Below are 19,121 nucleotides of genomic sequence, written 5' to 3'. Positions count from 1 at the left end.
CATCACCGGCAGTTAAAGATCGTTAGAGTGGTGCCATGGACCGCCCCGTTCCAAGTGCACCGAAACGCACCCCTTTGACTGTGTCGATGGGCGCTCCGGGCATGCCTGCGGTTCATCATCAACTGCCCACGGTCGAGGAGGTCTCGGCCGGGGGGATCGTCATCGATACCGCGCGGGAAACCCTCGACGTCGCGATCATCGCGCGCCTGAACCGGGGCGGCCGCCTTGAGTGGTGCCTGCCCAAAGGCCATCCCGAAAACAAGGAAAACAGCGAAGAGGCCGCAGTCCGGGAGATCGAGGAGGAAACCGGCATCCAGGGCCGTATCCTCACCGCCCTTGGAAGCATCGACTACTGGTTCACGGTCAGTGGCCACCGCGTGCATAAGACGGTCCACCATTTCCTGCTCGTGGCGACGGGCGGTTATCTCACCATTGAGAACGACCCCGATCACGAGGCCGTGGACGTAGCCTGGGTACCGCTGAACGAGCTCGGCCGGAGGCTGTCCTTCCCCAATGAGAGGCGCATTGCCGACCTGGCGCGGGAAGTCCTACCCGAGTATCTCTAGCCGGGACCGGGCGGGCAGCAAAACACCGCCCCGCAGATTGCTGCAGCGCGTCGATTGAATGAGACGATGATGTGCGATGTCGGAACAAAACACAGCCTCAATCCCTGTCCAGGACGCCGGCGTCGGCCGGCCGAACGCCGCCCCCCCGGGTCCACCGCGCCAGAGCGCGCCGTCCGACGAAGCCCCGGTCCGAAGCACGCCGGATGGCGATGAAACCGGTGAAGGCGCGCTCAATCGGACTGCACCGGAAGCGGACACCACCGCGCGATCTAGTGCGATCATGGCAGCTGGCACCCTTGTCTCACGGTTGCTCGGCCTGGTCAGGGTTGCCCTGTTGGCCACCGCAATCGGTGCATCAGGCCAGGTATCGGATCTTTTCACGTCGGCGAACAACCTGCCGAACTTCATCTATCTCATGGTGGCCGGCGGTGTCTTCAACGCCGTCCTGGTTCCGCAAATCATCCGGGCAAGCAGGCTGCCGGATCGCGGCGCCGACTACGTCAGCCGCCTGATGACGCTCGCCGCCGCCGTCCTGCTGGTCCTCACCATCCTGGTGACACTCGCCGCGCCCTTCATCCTAGGGCTCACCACCAGCATCACAGGCGACAGGCTTGCGCTGACCGTGACCTTCGCATACTGGTGCCTGCCGCAGATCTTCTTCTATGGCATATATGCCGTTGCCGGCCAGGTACTGAATGCCAACGGCTCGTTCGGCCCGTACATGTGGGCGCCCGTGGTCAATAACGTGGTGTCCATCATCTTCCTGGTCGTCTTCATCGTGTTGATGGGTGCTGAGCAGAGCGAGCAGCACACGCCGGAAACGTGGACCAGCAATCAGACACTCCTCCTGGCCGGCGGCACCACGGTGGGCATCATCATCCAGGCCCTCGTCCTGTTCATTCCGCTGAAGAAACTGCGTCTCGGATTGCGTCCCCGTTTCGGCCTCCGTGGAACCGGCCTGGGCCGCACGGGCAAGCTCGCGTCGGTGACCATCGTGACGATGCTCGTGGGCAACGGGCTCTACCTGGTCAACCAGAAGGTGGCGACCATTGCTTCGGAAGCCCGCGCCGGCTTCCTCGAGCAGGATCCCCCGGTGCTGATCGCGGGGCTGACCAACCTCGAGTTCGGGGCGCTCGTGTACCAGCTGCCGCACTCTGTCATAGCGCTTTCACTTGCCACGGTGATGTTCAACCAGCTGTCGAAGGCCCACGCGGAAAACGACATTCCCGCAGTCAAGGCCACGCTGTCCCACGGACTGCGCACCATCGGGGTGGCCACCGTCTTCGGCGCCGCGGTGCTGCTGGCCTTCGCGGGCCCGCTCGGTGCACTCTTCAGTGAATCGAGGGAAAGCGCCGCGATCAACGGGGTGATCATCACCATCCTTGCCCTCGGTGCACCGTTCCTCAGCGCGAACTTCTTCCTGAACCGCGTCTTCTACGCCAACGAGGACGTCAGGACACCCCTGAAGATCCAGCTCATCCTCTCCGCCATGGGGGTGGGCTTCGCGATTATCGCCGGGTCGTTCTCACCGGACCTGATCGTGCCCGTGCTGGCCGCCGGTTATTCGCTGGGGAACGCCATCGCCGTCGTCGTCAGCCACATCTTCCTCACCCGCAGGATCGGACGTTATGGAGCGGGGCGGATCTTCGACGTCCATGTGCGCTTCGTCATCGCCGGGATAGTGTCCGCCCTCGTGGGCACCGGGGTGCTGTGGCTTTTCGGCGGCTATGAGCCGATCGGCTATGTGTGGGAATCGAAGCTGAACGCCGTGGTCGTGCTCACCCTCGGCGGCACGGCCATGGCCGGCGCCTACCTCCTGATGCTGAAGGTCCTTCGGGTCCGTGAACTCAGCGACTTCCTTGCTCCGCTGCTGGCGCGTTTCCGGCGGTCCGGGAAGTAGCCCGGGAACCGCGGATTCATCGCGCTGAACGGTAGCATGGGTAAAAATCAACGAGTTTTTGCGGGAGGAACACGTGCCACAAGCAGTAGATGTCGGGTCAGTACTAGGGGGCCGGTACAAGGTCACCGCCTACGTCCTGGCTTCTGCTGAAAAGGACCTCGTGCTTGACGGCATGGATCAGGTTCTGAACCGGCCCGTGAGTATTCTTGTTGCCTCCACGGAGAACGCGGGCAAAGTTGCGGCAAGTGCTCGGGAGGTCGCGACGGGCGAGCGGCCCGGCAGTATCCAGGTGCTCGACCTGGCCATCACCGAGGGTGGCACGTATCTCGTGACCAACCGCGCTTCCGCCGCCGATCTGCTGGACCTGATCGTTCAGCAGGAGCCGCTTTACACAGAGCCTTTCTTCACCGACACCCTTGGTTCCGAAATCTTCGGCGTGACGCGCTCGACCGAACCGGAGGAGGACGACGACCACTACGAGGAGGAGGAGCAGCCGGAGCGCCGCTCCCGCCTTGCGGGTCTTTCCAGACGGTTCGGCAGGTCGGCAACCGCTGCGGAGGATACGGAAACCGGAGGTTCACCCCAATCCGAACGGGCTGATCACCCATCCCCACCGGCCGGGTCCAGTCCCGCCCCGCGGGGTGTGCCCGTGCCTCCGAGCGAACCGCCCCGCGAAGTCTCCACGATCAGTACACCCGATGGACATGGAAACAGTTCCAAAGTAACCCGGCTGACCGACGACGCGCCGGACCGCGCGGAGTCTCCTGCCGCCGGCGTTGCAGCGGGTGCCGTGCTTGCCGGCGGTGCGGCTGCCTCCCGTCATCCCGAACGGACCGCATCCCACTTTCCCGCCGCTGCGAACGACCAGTCACGGGACGCCGAGAACGACCCCTCCGACGACGGCGAAACCTACAATGACGCAGGCTATGACACTGATCCCGACGACCGGGAACAGAACGACGAGTACGCCGACGACACCGGGAGCCGGAAGTTCAGCCGTATCCTGGTAGGGGCAGTACTCACCCTCGTCCTCGTCGCCGCAGTGTTCCTCGCAGCGACCCAGCTGGGAAATTTCAGCAACGACGCCGCCGAGCCCGCCGAAAGCCTCCAGGCGGAAGCCGAGCCCACTGCCTCCGCGGCACAACCGAGTGCGTCGGCGGAACCGGTTCCCGCCTCGGTGCCGCCGGTGGCAGTAGGAGTGACGCGATTCGTGCCGAACAACCCCGCACTCGATGCTCCGAACGACGCGCTCCTGCCCCTGATCATCGATGGTAATGCCGCAACTTTCTGGGGCAGTTACGTGTACGCGAACGACGTGTTCGGCGGGCTCGCGCAGAGTCTCGCGCTCGTCGTCGAACTCGAGGAAGAATCGACGATCGCCCAGGTCGACATCACCCAACTCAACGGGTCCGGCGGAAGTTTTTCCGTTCTCATCAATGATGAACCGACCCTGACCGGCGCAGAGCAGATAGCCCAGGGCGGTTTCACCGCACCGACGGTGTCCCTTCCGATTCCCGAAGGAAGCGACGGACCGCCGAGCGCGCAGTATGTAATTATCAACTTCTCCCAGTTGCCTCGACTGTCCAACATCCAGGCACAGTTCCCCTGGGGACTGAGAATCGCCGAGATCAGCGTTTCCTAGGACCGCAAGGATAGGCGCCGGGGTCCTGATGTCACTGGCAGGCATCAACGAGCGCCGCGGAATAAGCGCATGCGGGGCACCGTTGGAGTAAGTGTCCGCAGCTTCATCGCACCAACCAGCAAGCCCGCGTAGACAATGACAGGAAGGTCCACAGTAAACGTGACTACACTCCCCGACGGAAGCGTACAGACGTCCACCGAGCAGGACCCGCCGGATGCCGAGCCGAAGATCCACGATGTCGTCATCGTCGGGTCCGGACCGTCCGGCTATACGGCTGCGGTGTACGCAGCGCGAGCAAACCTCAAGCCGCTGCTCATCGCCAGTTCGGTGAAGGCCGGGGGCGAGCTGATGAATACGACCGACGTCGAGAACTACCCCGGATTCCCGGACGGGGTGATGGGGCCCGACCTCATGGAGCAGTTCGAGAAGCAGGCGACCCGGTTCGGGACGGAAATCCTTTTCGAAGATGTCGTCTCCGCCGAACTCTCCGGAGACGTCAAACGATTGACCATCGCCACGGGTGAGGTCTTCCTTGCCCGTGCCGTCATCATCTCGACGGGTTCCGCCTACCGGGAGATAGGGCTCGACGACGAGAAACGACTTTCCGGCCACGGGGTGAGCTGGTGTGCAACCTGCGACGGGTTCTTCTTTCGTGACCAGGACATTGCTGTTGTTGGAGGAGGTGACTCCGCGATGGAAGAGGCGCTGTTCCTCACCAAGTTCGCTCGATCCGTCACGGTGGTTCACCGCAGGGGAACGTTGCGTGCCTCGAAAATCATGCAGGACCGCGCCTTCGCACATGAAAAGATCAGCTTCACCTGGAACTCGGAAGTGGTGGGAATCCACGGCAAGGACAAGGTGACCGGACTGACGCTGCGGGACACCGCTGATGGCTCCACCTCGAATCTCTCCGTCACCGGTGTTTTCGTGGCGATCGGGAACGATCCCCGGGTCGATCTGGTGAAGGATCAGCTCACCCTCACATCAGAGGGAACAATTGCGGTCCAGGGCAGGACGTCGAAAACCTCAATTGCCGGTGTGTTCGCCGCCGGAGATGTCATCGATCCGACCTACCGTCAGGCGATCACCGCCTCCGGTTCAGGATGTGTTGCAGCAATTGATGTTGAGCATTACCTCGCGGATATCGCTGATATAGCTCCTACTGCTGCAACAGTACCCACGCCTCCCGCCGAGGCCGTGTCAGAACACGCAACCGTCTAACCTAGGGAGATCCCATGAGTACCGCAAGAGATGTCACTGACGCTTCATTCGAAGCAGAAGTCCTTAGCTCCGAGAAGCCTGTAATTGTTGATTTCTGGGCCGAGTGGTGCGGCCCGTGCCGTAAGCTGTCGCCGATTCTCGATGAGATCGCCGCCGAGCATGCAGAGAAGATCGACGTGGTCAAGGTCAATGTCGATGACAATCCGGCTATCGCCGCCAAGTATGGGATCACTTCGATCCCGGCAGTGTACGTGTTCAAGTCGGGCGAAGTAGCCGCCACATCCATCGGCGCAAAGCCCAAGCATGTCCTCGAAGAGGAATTTGCGGCCTTCATCTGATCCAGGAAGTTTTTCAGATCCATAGACGCGGATCAGCGGTCGCTGATCCGTGAAGTCAGATCAGTAGAGCTGTCGAGGGAAGAGCCCGGCCACCCATTGGGTGGCCGGGCTCTCTCATGGGCGGGGAGTTCAATGAAGCCACATCATTGCGCACGGATTGCGGTATGGAATCCTCAGCTGGCCACACGCCGGGTTGGCACGGATTATTCGGGGGAAGAAGAGGGCGGCCGAACGGCGTCAAGATGTCGGGGCCGGCAACGAGCGTCAGATCCGATTCCCGTTTCACGTGAAACCTCATCCTCGACGAAGCCGCCAGACGCCTGATAGCCTGCGACCCCAGTGACGATACTGTTATTCAATTCCGCGCAGCTCGCACCAGGCGGTTCCGGGTTGTAGCCTGGCAGTGCGTAGCAGCGCCCCTCAAGCCCTTCCCCGCACGAACGCATCGAGTCACGGCTTCACATCCGTCGGTACGGGAGGTCAACCAGCGCGGTCGCTGGACCCGACCGGTTACCCGCGGTCCCTCTCCCTCCCCGTTTCACGTGACACGACCGGCGGCCCGAGGCTCGGGCGGCAGCTGAAAGGGAGGTGTCGGCTTGCTCGATGTTACTCGGCGTGCCCGCCGATCAGTCGCCCAATGAACGTCGCCTCAACTCGCAGTGACGGCCGCGGCCCTCGATCAAGCAGTTCAGGCGACGGACCAGATTTCCAGAATGGGTCCGCGGCTTCGAAAAAGTCCCCGGCGCGAGCGAAAAGGTCAGCAGCATCCTTCCCGGAGGCACCCCTGATTAGCCCTTCTTCCGCACGATCAGTCTGCGGCGCCATAAATCAGGATATTCGAAGATAGAGCACGCAGACAGATCGGTAGGGGCGACGCGATGGGGGCTTGAGCAAGCCCCCATCGCCAAGTTCATCGGCGCAACGCTCAGTCGTCGCTACTTCGGGCATGTCGGGAAACGGAGTCTGTCGTGCGCCGTCGTTTCATGTGAAACACCCTTGAGCCAAGCCAGATACTGAGCGCCCATTAGGCAAACTGCCGGGTATTTGTTGCCATTCGCTTGCCGAAGCTGAACAGCATCGCGACAAAGGAGCGAAAAAGCCGGATCCAGCAATCAAAGCGAGGAGGAGTTTGGATTGGGTCGTTCCACGTGAAACAGTGCCTCCGCTTGCCCACCGACCGCTGTACAAACGTTGCGACCAAGAACAGACCGTGGGCACCCAAGCGGAGACTGCAACTACGGTATCGCCGTCGGAGTTCGGAACCGCGCGACGAGCGGCGGACAACGCCAGAATGGGCTTGATCATCCGTGACTTAGCGAAAATGCCAGGGAAAAGACTTAGAGCACAACTCGTACGCCTGCGGAGACGAGGGTCAGCCTTCGGAAGGGGCGAGAACGGTCATGATCCTATTGAGGTCATCCACGGACGCGAACTCGATGCTTACCTTTCCTTTTCGGACACCCAGAGTAATCTTGACGCTCGTATCCAAACGATCCGACAGTGAAGTCGCTAAATAATCGAGCCTCTCGTGACGGGCCCCGGCATGAGGGCTTGTCGCTTTCGCCGGTCGCCTCAACCCACCGCTCATCGATACGATCTCCTCTGTCGACCGCACGGACAGCCCCTCCGCGACGATACGCTGAGCAATCTTCTCCATGTCCGCCTGGTCAGCCAGACCAAGGAGTGCCCGTGCATGGCCCGCCGAAATGATTCCTGCAGCTACCCGTCGCTGAACAAGCGGTGGAAGCTTCATCAGCCGCAGGGTGTTCGAGATTTGCGGCCTCGAGCGTCCGATCCGACCGGACAATTCTTCGTGTGAACATCCAAAATCGTCGAGAAGTTGCTGATAGGCGGCCGCCTCCTCCAATGGATTCAGCGAACTCCGGTGAAGGTTTTCGAGAAGCGCGTCCCGTAGGAGATCATCGTCCGCAGTAAGACGGATAATGGCGGGTACGGTGTCCAGCCCTGCTTCCCGTGTAGCGCGCCAGCGTCGTTCACCCATCACCAACTCATAGCCGGCAGCACCGCCCTCGGAGGATGGCCGCACCACGATGGGCTGGAGGACCCCGACCTCGCGGATAGAGTGGACCAGCTCCGTTAGTTCATCCTGGTTGAACTCCTGTCGGGGCTGCTTCCGGTTTGCATGAATGGCATCCACCGGCAGTTCGGCGAAGCGAGCACCCGGAACGTCGACCAATCCCGGCAGAGAATCTACTTGCGTTTCGGCGGAGGCTGAGCTGGATGTTTCACGTGAAACGGACGCATCTTCGCCGGACCGGCCTGCCGCGGAACCATCACTTGCTTCGCCGGAGGACGAGAAATCATCGAAGCCGTTGGGCACACTTTCTGACGGAGCAGGTGAAGAATCGTCTACCGCCTCCGGAGACTCAGTCGGCTTTCCTGGCGCCCTCTCCGTAGTCGATCCAGGTGTGTCTCGTTGAGTTTCAGGAAAGAAGCCGGCCTTCGGCACGGATTCAGAACTAGCTGAATTTGCCGAGGCCCGGCCCGCTCTCAAGGAGGGCACGCTTGTGCGGGAACTGGGTCGGGCCTTTGCCCGCGTAGAGGAGGCCGGCGCATCCCCGCCGGATCCTGCGTCACCCGTTCGACGTTGCTTCGCATCCTGTCCCTGTTGTGACGCTTCGAAGAAGAGGTCGGCGGGCCGGCTGCCGGGGCGTCGGGACGGAACCTCGGGGACAATGACCTCCTCCACCGGTGCGCTGGGTATCAAGGCGCCCAGTCCACGGCCGAGTCCTCGACGTTTCTCAACCATGAAAACTCCTCCAGACAGCAGGACACATCCCGCAGATTAAACTTATAAGGACAGTATAAAGCGGTCCGTGGGGCGCAGAGCGCTAGCCGCGTTCAGCTATCTCCGCGGCGGCCTCGAGATAGGACAGCGCCCCACTCGACGAAGGGTCGTAGGTCATCACGGTCTGCTGATAGCTCGGTGCCTCAGATATGCGGACCGACCGCGGCACAAGAGCCCGGAGCACCTGCTTCGGGAAGTGCTCACGGACTTCGGCTGCAACCTGTGCCGCGAGGTTGGTCCTACCGTCATACATCGTAAGCAGGATGGTAGAAACCACGAGCTCGGCGTTCAGATGCTTCTGAATCATCTCGATGTTTTTCAGCAGCTGGCTCAGCCCTTCCAGTGCGTAGTACTCGCACTGGATGGGGATGAGAACCTCCTGTGCTGCTACAAATGCGTTTACTGTCAGCAAGCCGAGACTAGGGGGACAGTCGATGAAGATGTAGTCGAGGCGCGCCTCGCCGGATTCCGCACGCTCCTTGGCGTACACTTCGATCGCCTTCCGAAGACGTTGCTCACGGGCCACCAACGAAACGAGTTCGATCTCCGCACCGGCTAGGTGAATCGTCGCCGGAGCGCATATCAGGTTCTCCACATCGGGACAGGGAGCAACCACTTTGCTGAGTGGGAGATCGTCGATCAGCACGTCATAGATACTGTCCACGTCGGCGTGGTGGTCTATGCCGAGGGCAGTTGAAGCATTTCCCTGGGGATCGATGTCGATTACGAGCACCTTGAGACCTGCGGTTGCCAGGGCAGCTGCAACGTTGACCGTCGTCGTGGTTTTGCCCACTCCGCCCTTCTGGTTGCTCACCGTCATGATGCGGGTGTGTCCAGGACGGGGAAGCGTCCGGCCCAGCAGCTTCGCGCGTCGGCGTGTTTCATTGGCCAACTCACGTCCGAGAGGAGACGAATCGTCCATACTCTCCATCACGCTTTTTGCTTTTGCGGCTTTCTTTCCCGCCGTGGAGGACACCGGTTCAATCATCGGAGAGGTGGATTCACGTGAAACAATTCCTGTGTTGGTCGGGTTTGCAAACACTACCGGTGGAATACCGCCCCAACTGACCGCCGGGGGCGGACCAGCCGCCGGGGAGACGGGCGTTTTTGTCTCGGCTTCTTTTCTGGTCACTCAAATGCTCACTCTCAAGATGCCGGGCTGTATCAGCTACAAGCCTAACGGCTGTACTCTTACCGTACCGCGCTCTGTTCATACGGAAGCTGACGGATCCGGGAAAGTTCTGGCCCGCCGCGAACAAGCCCTGAAACTCAGCCGACCCGCACCCGTACTACTGTTGTCGGTTCCTCGAGTATTTCCGCTCCGGCGCGAACAACCTCCACCCCGGAACCACCGAGGCGCCGTATCAGCTTTGCTGCCTTCGCAACTTCCTCTGCCGCGCTGCGCCCTTTGATTGCCAATACCTCACCCCGGCCATGGAGCAGGGGTATGGTCAACTGCATCAGGCCTCCCAGGGCCGACACTGCGCGGGCTGTGACCACATCGGCGTCAATCTGGTCCACGACCTGCTCGGCTCGTGCCCTGTGCACCAGGACGTTCTCGAGCCCGAGGTCCTCAACCACCTCGTTGAGCCAGATCACCCTGCGCTCCAATGGTTCCACCAGGACAAGGGAAAGGTCCGGCCGGGCGATCGCGAGGGCGATGCCCGGCAAACCTGCCCCGCTTCCTACATCACAAACAGTCAGCTGCTGCTTGATCAGGTCCGCCACCACGGCACAGTTCAGCACGTGCCTGCTCCATAACCGGGGTACTTCACGCGGACCCAACAGTCCGCGCTCGATCCCTGACGTCGACAGATGCGTGACGAACCGCTCGGCAAGCACCAGCCGATCACCGAAGACCGTCTGGGCCGCTTTTCCTTCGCCTTCGGACATCTCGGGCATCACCACATGCGCAGCATTCCCGAGGGGCAGCTCAGGCATCGGCCCGGGAGACCACGATGTGTCTACCCGTTCCTTCTCCCTCGGATTCACTGACCATGCCCAGTTCCGCGACGACATCGTGGACGATTTTTCGTTCGTACGCGGTCATCGGAGGCAATGCCATCTCGCCACCCGTTTCCTTCACCTCGGCAACCGCGTCTTCCGCGATGTTCCGTAGCTCTTTCCCGCGCACGTCCCGGTAACCGTCGACGTCGAGCACAAGCCTCGACCTGTTCTCGGTGGCCGTCAGGACGGAAAGACGCGTCAGTTCCTGGAGCGCCTCGAGCACCTCGCCGTCCTGTCCAACAAGCGCCCGCAGCCCACTGTCTGCAGCGTCATCGGACACGATCGATATATAGGTCCGCCCACTTCGCACCTCGATGTCGATATCGCCGTCGATATCAGCAATGTCGAGCAGCTCCTCAAGGTAGTCAGCGGCGACGTCGCCCTCATCCTCCAACCGGGAAGCTTTCGTTTCTGGGTCGAGGTCGGCAGAGTCGTCGGCAATGAGCTGCTCTTCGTTGTCGATAGTCATTTCTTCTTCCTCTTCTTGCGCTGGGGCTGCACTCGCTGGCCTCTTGGCTCTGGTACGGATTCCACGGCGGGTTCAGCCTTCCGTTCCCCGAGGAGGGGCGCTATCGGCAGCCCCTTTTTGGCACGCCGCTCCGCCAGCGCCTTGGCGGCCGGCGAGCCGGGAGTCGGCATGCGGCGGATTACATAGAACTGCTGCACCATCGTCCACAAGTTGGTGGTGGTCCAGTAGACCAGCACACCGATGGGGAAGTTGATGCCGCCGATTCCGAACACAAGGGGAAGGATGTAGAGCATGATCTTCTGTTGACGCATGAAGGGGCTCTGCATGGCCTCCTCCGACATGTTCTTCGCCATGATCTGCTTCTGCGTAATGAACTGCGAGGCAGTCATCGCAAGAATCATGATGACCGAAAGAATGATGACGCTCAGGTTCCCGTTGCCGCCGAGGCTGCCGAGGAAAGTCGAGGAGAGGGGAGCTCCGAAGATTGTTGCGGCGTCGAACTGGCGTACCGAATCGATGGAGAGCGCACCGATCTCCTCGCCCTCGGCGCTTGCCCGTGAGACACCGTTCAATACGGTGAACAGTGCGAAGAAGAACGGCATCTGGATCAGGATCGGTAGGCATGCGGCAAACGGATTGGTGCCGTGCTTCTTGTACAGGGCCATCTGTTCCTGCGTCATGGCCTGACGCGACAGCTGATCGGTTTTTCCCTTGTACTTCTGCTGCAGCTTTCGCAGATCCGGCTGGAGCGCCTGCATTCCTCGCTGAGCCTTGATCTGCTTCACGAAAACAGGGATCAGTGCCGCCCGGATGACGACGACGAGGCCGACGATAGACAGGGTCCAGGTCCAGCCCGACGCGGGGTCCATGCCAAGGGCGCTGAAGCCTTCGTGGAACATGAACATGATCCATGACACGAGCCACCGGAAGGGCGACAGTATTGTCTCGAAGAAATCCATAGTCAGTTAGCTCCTCGGGCCGCGGGGCGGCTTTCATCGTCGGCCGGGATCACCGGGTGGTTCAATCCAATAATTGTCGGGACTTTCCCTGGAGGGAAAGTCCGCCGGCCCTGGGGAACATGGTCCACTCCGCCGTCATTCCACGGATGACATCGGGAAACCCGCCGGATGGCCAGTGCTGACCCCTTTGCTGCTCCGTGGACCGTCACGGCTTCGAGCGCGTAGGCGGAACAGCTCGGAAAGAACCTGCATACGGGTCCGTACAAGGGGGAGATGATCCGGCGGTACACCTGGAGCAGGATGATCAGCGCGTTTCGAGGGAGCCCCATCAGCAGACCGGAGGCTTGGGCGTACCTGGTTTCGGTACTACTCACGAGTCCTCGCCTTCCATAGCCGCATTGTTCCGCGCGGTGAGGCGCCTCAGTACTGAGTTCAATCCCTTGTCCAGATCGACCGAAAGCTCGGGCCAGCCGGCAGCCGCGGATGCGGGCAGTGCCCTGACCACGATATCCAACCCTTGCGGGTTGTCGGTCAGAGCGATGGCTGCAGCTTCGCGCAGTCTCCGCTTAACGAGGTTGCGGACCACGGCGTTCCCTACGTTCTTTCCGACGATGAACCCGAACCGGCTTGGGTCCATCCCGGAGGTGATCGATCCGTATAACACTACGTTCCGGCGCCCAGAGCGGGCACCGGAACGTACAGTCCGTGAAAATTCCGATGCTGTGCGGATCCTGTTCACCGCCGGAAGCACTTGATTCCCCGTTCCATTCCATTGGATTGCAACGGGCTCTTACCGGCGTGGACTTCGGATCGCATCGTTGGGGGCGATTAGGCCGCTTATGCCGAGAGTTCGGTACGGCCCTTGCCACGGCGTGCCGACAGGATGGCACGGCCTGCGCGGGTACGCATGCGAAGGCGGAAACCGTGCTTCTTGGCACGACGGCGGTTATTCGGCTGAAAGGTCCGCTTGCTCACTGTGATTACTCCAGAACGATCTTGAGATGCGCCCGGCCCATTGCAACAAGGGGGAAGAACAGACTGACGCGGCTAGGTGCACATCCACACATCGCCGGAAACACCGTCACGAACCGAGGCCTCTTAGTACCCGGAACAACTGTGATGGCATGCGAAATGCAGACATGAAGGACTACATAACGTTAGGCGACCGGGCACAGGGGCGTCAAACCGGGTGCACACCAATCCTCCGGCCCACTTTATCAACAGCTGTGGAAAACCAGTGTGAAAACTACACTTCTTCAGCCTCTACCGACAGGCTTGAAACCTCGTCGAGCACCTCCTGCCCGCAGTTTGACCGCTATGTTCTGCACTTTTCATCCTTTAGGGTTGGCCATGGCCCATTTATCACCAGCTGTGTACAACTCTGTGGACGAAGGCCGATTTCAGGTGGGTCAGTGGAACCAAGAGGGGTTTTCGTGGGAACAAATGAAGTGAACGACGTCGGGAGCTCCTGGCGAAAGGTCATCCGAACCCTTGAACACGACGACCGCGTCACTCCGCGCCAACGAGGGTTCGTCGTACTCGCGCAGGCCCAGGGCCTCATCGGAACCACGATGCTCGTTGCCGTACCGAACGAGCTCACCAGGGAAGTCCTGCAGACTCAGCTCAAGGCGGCACTCGACGAAGCACTTCATGACGTTTTTCGTGAGGATATCCAGTGTGCCTTCGTCATCGATCCGGAACTGATCCCGGTCCCAGTCGAGGAACCACCAGCAGAACCAGTCCCGTCGCCCGAGCCTCGCGGAGAGTCGAAGCCCTCGCCGACGCCACCGAGCAACTCCCACGAGTTCGGGCGGCTGAACCCCAAATACGTTTTCGACACCTTCGTCATCGGATCGTCCAACAGGTTCGCCCACGCGGCCGCCGTGGCTGTGGCGGAAGCCCCCGCCAAGGCATACAACCCACTGTTCATCTACGGTGATTCGGGGCTGGGCAAGACCCACCTTCTTCATGCGATCGGTCACTACGCCCGCCACCTGTACACGGGAATCCGGGTTCGGTACGTAAACTCCGAAGAATTCACCAACGACTTCATCAACTCCATCCGGGATGACGAAGGAACAAGCTTCAAGCAGACCTACCGGAACGTCGACATCCTGCTGATCGATGACATCCAGTTCCTTGCGGGCAAGGACCGCACCCAGGAGGAGTTCTTCCACACCTTCAATGCGCTCCACAACCACAACAAGCAGGTAGTGATCACCTCCGACCTTCCGCCGAAACAGATGTCGGGTTTCGAGGAACGCATGCGTTCACGCTTCGAGTGGGGACTGATGACGGACATCCAGCCGCCTGAGCTCGAAACACGCATTGCCATTCTTCGTAAGAAGGCCATCAGCGACAGCCTCAGCGCACCGGACGACGTCCTCGAATACATCGCCTCCAAGATTGCGACCAACATCCGGGAGCTGGAGGGCGCCCTCATCCGCGTCACAGCGTTCGCGAGCCTCAACCGGCAACCGGTCGACGTGACCCTTGCCGAGATCGTGCTGAAGGACCTGATCTCCGACGACGGCGCACAGGAAATCACGTCGACGGTGATCATCGCCCAGACCGCCGACTATTTCCAGATCAGCCTTGAAGAGCTGTCCAGCAAGTCACGCACCCGGACGCTGGTCACCGCGCGGCAAATCGCCATGTACCTCTGCCGGGAGCTGACGGACATGTCGCTTCCCAAGATCGGGCAGGAGCTCGGAGGTCGGGACCATACAACAGTCATCCACGCCGACCGGAAGATCCGCGAGCTGATGGCCGAACGGCGCGCCATCTTCAACCAGGTCACCGAACTCACCAACCGGATCAAGCACAAACAGCGGGACGCCTAGGTTCGTTCCAGCCCCTTCTGCCGCTCCCTGAAATCGACAACGAAATTAACAGCTGTGGAAACTCCTGTGGATAACCGCTGGAACAACGGGAGTTTCGCTGAGGACAACTACCCCCTGCCTGTGGATCGCCGGAATGACAGGAATTTCGCCCACAACCAACCCTGCCAACACGACATCCCACCACACAGCTTTTCAACAGGGGAAAACCGCCCAACGCAGACGCCACAGACACTTATCCACAGAATCCACAGGAGTTATTAACACTACGAATCCTTAAACCACAAAGTTTTTCAGATAACACTTCACCCCTGGACGTGTTCCTGAGCCCTGACCCCCGCACTGCCCACTGGTGGGCCACCCTGCAGCGATTCGTCAGGCTAAGCTGTGACCCGGTAGGAATCCGGGCATCCATGTTGGTAGTTGTACTTGATCGGTACATTTTGAAAGGCGGCGTCTCTTCGTGAAATTCAGAGTTGAGCGAGATGTTCTCGCGGAGGCTGTCTCCTGGACAGCGCGTTCTCTCTCCCCACGTCCCCCCGTTCCGGTATTGGCCGGCCTGCTCATCCGCGCCGAATCAGGAACGCTCAGTCTTGCCAGCTTCGACTATGAGATCTCGGCACGCCTGCAAATTCCGGCGGACATCACCGAGGAAGGAACCATCCTCGTTTCCGGCCGTCTGCTCGCCGATATCTGCCGGAGTCTGCCTTCGGCCCCTGTCGAAGTAGCAACCGATGGTTCGAAAGTGACGCTCACGTGCCGAAACAGCCGGTTCAATCTCGCCACCATGCCCGAAGGTGAATATCCGGAACTCCCAAAACTGCCTGATATCAGCGGCGTGGTGGACGGTGAAGCCTTTTCCCAGGCCGTTTCCCAAGTCATCATCGCGGCAAGCCGGGATGACACACTTCCCATCCTCACCGGCGTACGCATGGAGATCGAGGACGATCTCATTACCCTACTGGCCACCGACCGCTACCGGCTGGCTCTCCGCGAGGTCACTTGGAAACCGTCATCAGCGGGCATCTCCACCAGTGCCCTGGTCAAGGCGAAGACACTCAACGAGGTGGCGAAGACCCTGGGCGGGGCAGGGGATCTCAACATCGCCCTGTCTGCTGATTCAGAGCTGATCGGCTTCGAAAGCGGTGGGCGCCGGACCACATCGCTGCTGGTCGACGGTGAATATCCAAAGATCCGTTCCCTTTTCCCCGACAACACTCCAATCCACGCGATGGTCGAAACGAGCATGCTCGTCGAGGCTGTGCGCCGCGTCTCGCTGGTCGCTGAACGGAATACTCCTGTAAGGCTCTCCTTCACGCAGGGCCAGCTGGCACTTGACGCGGGCACCGGCGAGGATGCCCAGGCATCAGAGGTCATCGAAGCGAACCTCGACGGCGATGACATCACCGTAGCCTTCAACCCGCACTACCTGAGTGAGGGACTTGGTGCGTTCAGCAGCAAATTCGTCCGCTTTTCCTTCACGACCCCTCCCAAGCCGGCTGTTCTGTCCGCCCAGGACGATGCGACGGGTGAGGACCGTGAGGATTACCGGTATCTGCTGATGCCCGTCAGGCTGCCCAACCAGTAACCACGGAAAGAGTGATCCCCATGCACATAGGCCTCATCGGACTCGGGAAAATGGGTTTCAACATGAGGGAGAGGCTTCGACAAGGCGGTATCACGGTCACCGGCTTCGACCGCAACCCCGACCGGACCGATGTGGCGTCGCTGCCCGAGCTCGTGGCAGCGCTTCCTGTTCCGAGAATCGTATGGATCATGGTTCCGGCCGGTGCCGTTACCGACCAGGTGGTCCAGGACCTCGCGAACGTGCTGGAGGACGGCGACCTCGTGATCGACGGCGGAAACTCGAAGTTCACCGATGATCAGGTTCATGCGGCGCAGCTCGCGGAGAAGGGCATCGCCTTCCTTGATTGTGGGGTGTCCGGCGGGGTGTGGGGCTTGCAGAACGGCTACGGTCTGATGGCGGGTGGAAGCGATGAGCAGGTGGCACGAGCCATGCCCATTTTCGATGTCCTCCGTCCCGAGGGTGCGAGGGAAGAGAGCTTCGTCCATGTCGGTGATACCGGCGCAGGCCATTACGCGAAGATGATCCATAATGGGATCGAGTACGGCCTGATGCAGGCCTACGCCGAGGGTTACGAACTTCTCGAGGCCAAGGACATCGTCAAAGATGTTCCGGGAACCTTCGCTGCGTGGCAGAAGGGAACAGTAGTCAGGTCCTGGCTCCTGGACCTCATGGTGAAGGCGCTGAACGAGGATCCCGGGCTCTCGAAGGTCGCGGGGTATGTCGAGGATTCAGGGGAGGGACGGTGGACCGTAGACGAAGCGATCGCCAATGCTGTTCCGGCTCCGGCGATCACGGCGGCCGTTTTTGCACGTTTCGCCTCACGACAGGAGGACGCCCCCTCCATGAGAATGGTGGCAGCGTTGCGGAACCAGTTCGGAGGCCACACGGTTCGTCCTGCCAGCCGGGGTTCCGCGTGAGTGGCGGACGGTGTACGTAGAACACCTTTCCCTGACGGGTTATCGGAGCTATCAGCAGCTCGATACCGAGATCCATCCGGGTACCACGGTCTTTGTTGGGCCCAACGGCGTCGGGAAGACGAACATCGTGGAGGCGATCGGATACCTGGCATCCATGTCGTCCCACCGGGTCGCGTCGGATAAACCCCTGGTCGCCTTCGGCGCGGACCGCGCCCTGATTCGCGGCAAGCTGGTCCGCGGCGAGCAACGGACCAGCGTCGAGGTGGAGATCAACCCGGAAGCCGCAAACCGGGCGAGGATCAACCGGTCCAACCCGGTGAGGGCGCGGGATGCTGCGGGAATCCTGAAGACGGTGCTGTTTGCGCCGGAAGACCTTGCCCTGGTCAAGGGTGATCCAGCCGGACGGCGGCGTTACCTCGACGATGCCCTGGTCATACTCCTTCCCCATCAGGCCGCCCTGCGGTCCGACTACGACCGGGTCCTCAGGCAACGTAACGCCCTCCTGAAGTCCGCGCGTGCGGCGGGCCGGTTCTCTACTGCTCATGAATCAACCCTCGATGTGTGGGACCAGCACCTTGCGGAGTCAGGAGCGAAGCTGCTGCACGCACGGCTGGCTCTTCTTGGACGTCTGCACCCGCACTTGCAGCGCGCCTATGGGGACCTCACCGATGGGTCGAAGGAGGCTGACGCTGTCTACAGGTCCAGCGTGGTCAGCCTGGGCGACGACGACGGACTGCCGGAGCCCGCCGGCACCAACGGCGGGCATTCGCTTTCCGGAGAGAGCGAAGCGGACCTCACCAGGCGTTTCGTCGAGGCGCTCCTCGTCCACCGGAAGAGGGAGCTGGACCGCGGTATCTCGCTCGTGGGCCCACACCGCGATGAGCTCGACCTGGTGCTGGGAAGTATTCCTGCAAAGGGATATGCGTCGCACGGGGAAACCTGGTCCCTGGCGCTGGCCCTTCGGCTCGCCACCTACTACCTGCTGAAGCAGGACGACGATACCCCCGGAGCGAGCCCCGTCCTCATCCTCGACGACGTCTTCGCTGAACTCGACAGTCAGCGAAGGGACAAACTGGCAGCCATCGTGTCGGATGCCGAGCAGGTGCTGGTGACTGCAGCCGTGGGTGCGGACATTCCTCCGGGGCTGGGGGGACGGCAGCTGCGGGTGGTACCCGGAGGACTCGATGACACGGCCTGACGATGTTCCGCAGGAACAGGGAGTGCCTGGGAAGGATGGCTCCGGTGGACCTCAAACCCCCGAGCCGGTGAGCGAGCCCTTCGAACAGGATGCACCCCAGGCGTTGTTGAATCGGCTCCGCAGCGCGTCCCAGGCACGTGGAACCCCGCGTGATCCCGCGCCGCGCAAGAGCGCGGGAAGCCAGCGCCGCCGATATGCCGTGGAACCGGTTTTCGGCGGGAGGGATCCGGAAGGGTTGGGTAAGGTCTTCAACCGCATGCTGGCAGAACGCGGCTGGAATTCGCCCGTGGCGGTCGGATCGGTTCTGGCACGGTGGGACGAACTGGTGGGATCCGAAATCAGCGCACACTGCCGCCCCGAGAGTTTCGACGGCAGTACAGTCCTCGTCCGGTGCGATTCAACGGCGTGGGCCACGCAGCTGCGGCTGATCAGCCCCGACGTTCTTCGAAGGTTCGAAGGAGAACTGGGACAGGGAGTGGTGACACGGATTTCCGTGATCGGACCGGCAGCTCCGAATTGGCGCAAGGGCGGCCGTTCGGTCAAGGGTCGCGGTCCCCGGGACACCTACGGGTGAGGTGTCCGGCGGCATCGGTGGGTCGTTCCTGTTACTTCGCTACGAGCCGTGCAGGGCTCTCCGAAGCTTCCCCGAGGTATAGCGCCTCATGCG

General features: G+C 61.2%; 18 protein-coding genes. 10 read left to right on the top strand and 8 right to left on the bottom strand.

All coding sequences use genetic code 11. From position 1 onward, the window contains the following. The first annotated feature begins 35 nt into the window (after nt 1–35). From IWX65_RS07905 to trxA, 5 genes are all read left to right on the top strand, one after another. Nucleotides 36–566 carry an NUDIX hydrolase gene (locus IWX65_RS07905; protein ID WP_196881869.1) on the top strand — a complete coding sequence of 177 codons (531 nt, stop codon included), beginning with the start codon at nt 36–38 and terminating at the stop codon, nt 564–566. Between the two features lie 76 nt (nt 567–642). After that, nucleotides 643–2,466, top strand: coding sequence for a murein biosynthesis integral membrane protein MurJ (murJ, locus tag IWX65_RS07900; RefSeq protein ID WP_196881868.1), 1,824 nt, complete (start codon nt 643–645; stop codon nt 2,464–2,466). Nucleotides 2,467–2,539: 73 nt separating this feature from the next. Further along, nucleotides 2,540–4,108, top strand: a complete 1,569-nt coding sequence (locus IWX65_RS07895) for an ABC transporter substrate-binding protein (RefSeq protein WP_196881867.1) — start codon at nt 2,540–2,542, stop codon at nt 4,106–4,108. A gap of 159 nt (nt 4,109–4,267) precedes the next feature. Continuing rightward, on the top strand, nt 4,268–5,329 hold the full coding sequence (gene trxB, locus IWX65_RS07890; RefSeq protein ID WP_442859176.1) for a thioredoxin-disulfide reductase: 1,062 nt from the start codon (nt 4,268–4,270) through the stop codon (nt 5,327–5,329). Between the two features lie 14 nt (nt 5,330–5,343). Then, nucleotides 5,344–5,667, top strand: a complete 324-nt coding sequence (gene trxA, locus IWX65_RS07885) for a thioredoxin (RefSeq protein ID WP_196881865.1) — start codon at nt 5,344–5,346, stop codon at nt 5,665–5,667. Between the two features lie 1,372 nt (nt 5,668–7,039). On the opposite strand, the gene IWX65_RS07880 is transcribed toward trxA, so the two are convergent. The 8 genes from IWX65_RS07880 to rpmH form a co-directional block, all read right to left on the bottom strand. Beyond that, nucleotides 7,040–8,437 carry a ParB/RepB/Spo0J family partition protein gene (locus tag IWX65_RS07880; protein ID WP_196881864.1) on the bottom strand — a complete coding sequence of 466 codons (1,398 nt, stop codon included), beginning with the start codon at nt 8,435–8,437 and terminating at the stop codon, nt 7,040–7,042. A gap of 82 nt (nt 8,438–8,519) precedes the next feature. After that, nucleotides 8,520–9,464: a ParA family protein gene (locus IWX65_RS07875; RefSeq protein WP_196881919.1), complete on the bottom strand. Its 945-nt coding sequence runs from the start codon at nt 9,462–9,464 to the stop codon at nt 8,520–8,522. A 281-nt stretch (nt 9,465–9,745) separates the two neighbouring features. Beyond that, nucleotides 9,746–10,378 (bottom strand): 16S rRNA (guanine(527)-N(7))-methyltransferase RsmG, encoded by a 633-nt coding sequence (gene rsmG / locus IWX65_RS07870; RefSeq protein ID WP_196881918.1) that lies wholly within the window; start codon nt 10,376–10,378, stop codon nt 9,746–9,748. A gap of 31 nt (nt 10,379–10,409) precedes the next feature. Beyond that, nucleotides 10,410–10,952: a Jag family protein gene (locus IWX65_RS07865; RefSeq protein WP_196881863.1), complete on the bottom strand. Its 543-nt coding sequence runs from the start codon at nt 10,950–10,952 to the stop codon at nt 10,410–10,412. Further along, nucleotides 10,949–11,911 (bottom strand): membrane protein insertase YidC, encoded by a 963-nt coding sequence (gene yidC, locus IWX65_RS07860; protein WP_196881862.1) that lies wholly within the window; start codon nt 11,909–11,911, stop codon nt 10,949–10,951. Before yidC ends, IWX65_RS07865 begins: the two co-directional genes overlap by 4 nt. Nucleotides 11,912–11,913: 2 nt before the next feature. Next, on the bottom strand, nt 11,914–12,240 hold the full coding sequence (gene yidD, locus IWX65_RS07855; protein ID WP_196881917.1) for a membrane protein insertion efficiency factor YidD: 327 nt from the start codon (nt 12,238–12,240) through the stop codon (nt 11,914–11,916). Nucleotides 12,241–12,281: 41 nt separating this feature from the next. After that, nucleotides 12,282–12,650 (bottom strand): ribonuclease P protein component, encoded by a 369-nt coding sequence (rnpA, locus tag IWX65_RS07850; RefSeq protein WP_334683730.1) that lies wholly within the window; start codon nt 12,648–12,650, stop codon nt 12,282–12,284. Between the two features lie 98 nt (nt 12,651–12,748). After that, nucleotides 12,749–12,886: a 50S ribosomal protein L34 gene (rpmH, locus tag IWX65_RS07845; protein WP_022892375.1), complete on the bottom strand. Its 138-nt coding sequence runs from the start codon at nt 12,884–12,886 to the stop codon at nt 12,749–12,751. 458 nt (nt 12,887–13,344) lie between these two features. Between rpmH and dnaA the strand changes: the two genes are divergently transcribed. From dnaA to IWX65_RS07820, 5 genes are all read left to right on the top strand, one after another. Continuing rightward, the gene (gene dnaA, locus IWX65_RS07840; protein ID WP_196881860.1) at nt 13,345–14,754 is read left to right on the top strand and encodes a chromosomal replication initiator protein DnaA; all 1,410 of its coding nucleotides are present in this window, start codon (nt 13,345–13,347) and stop codon (nt 14,752–14,754) included. A 460-nt stretch (nt 14,755–15,214) separates the two neighbouring features. Then, a complete protein-coding gene (dnaN, locus tag IWX65_RS07835; protein ID WP_196881859.1) occupies nt 15,215–16,339 on the top strand; it encodes a DNA polymerase III subunit beta in 1,125 nt (374 codons plus the stop codon). 20 nt (nt 16,340–16,359) lie between these two features. Continuing rightward, nucleotides 16,360–17,256, top strand: coding sequence for a phosphogluconate dehydrogenase (NAD(+)-dependent, decarboxylating) (gene gnd / locus IWX65_RS07830; protein WP_196881858.1), 897 nt, complete (start codon nt 16,360–16,362; stop codon nt 17,254–17,256). 10 nt (nt 17,257–17,266) lie between these two features. Beyond that, the gene (recF, locus tag IWX65_RS07825) at nt 17,267–18,454 is read left to right on the top strand and encodes a DNA replication/repair protein RecF (protein ID WP_196881857.1); all 1,188 of its coding nucleotides are present in this window, start codon (nt 17,267–17,269) and stop codon (nt 18,452–18,454) included. After that, nucleotides 18,441–19,028: a DciA family protein gene (locus tag IWX65_RS07820; protein ID WP_196881856.1), complete on the top strand. Its 588-nt coding sequence runs from the start codon at nt 18,441–18,443 to the stop codon at nt 19,026–19,028. Before recF ends, IWX65_RS07820 begins: the two co-directional genes overlap by 14 nt. Nucleotides 19,029–19,121 lie beyond the last annotated feature (93 nt).

The organism is Arthrobacter sp. CAN_A214 (assembly GCF_015751955.1).
Classification (GTDB): Bacteria; Actinomycetota; Actinomycetes; order Actinomycetales; family Micrococcaceae; genus Arthrobacter_D.
This window is presented reverse-complemented; position numbering and strand designations above follow the sequence as displayed.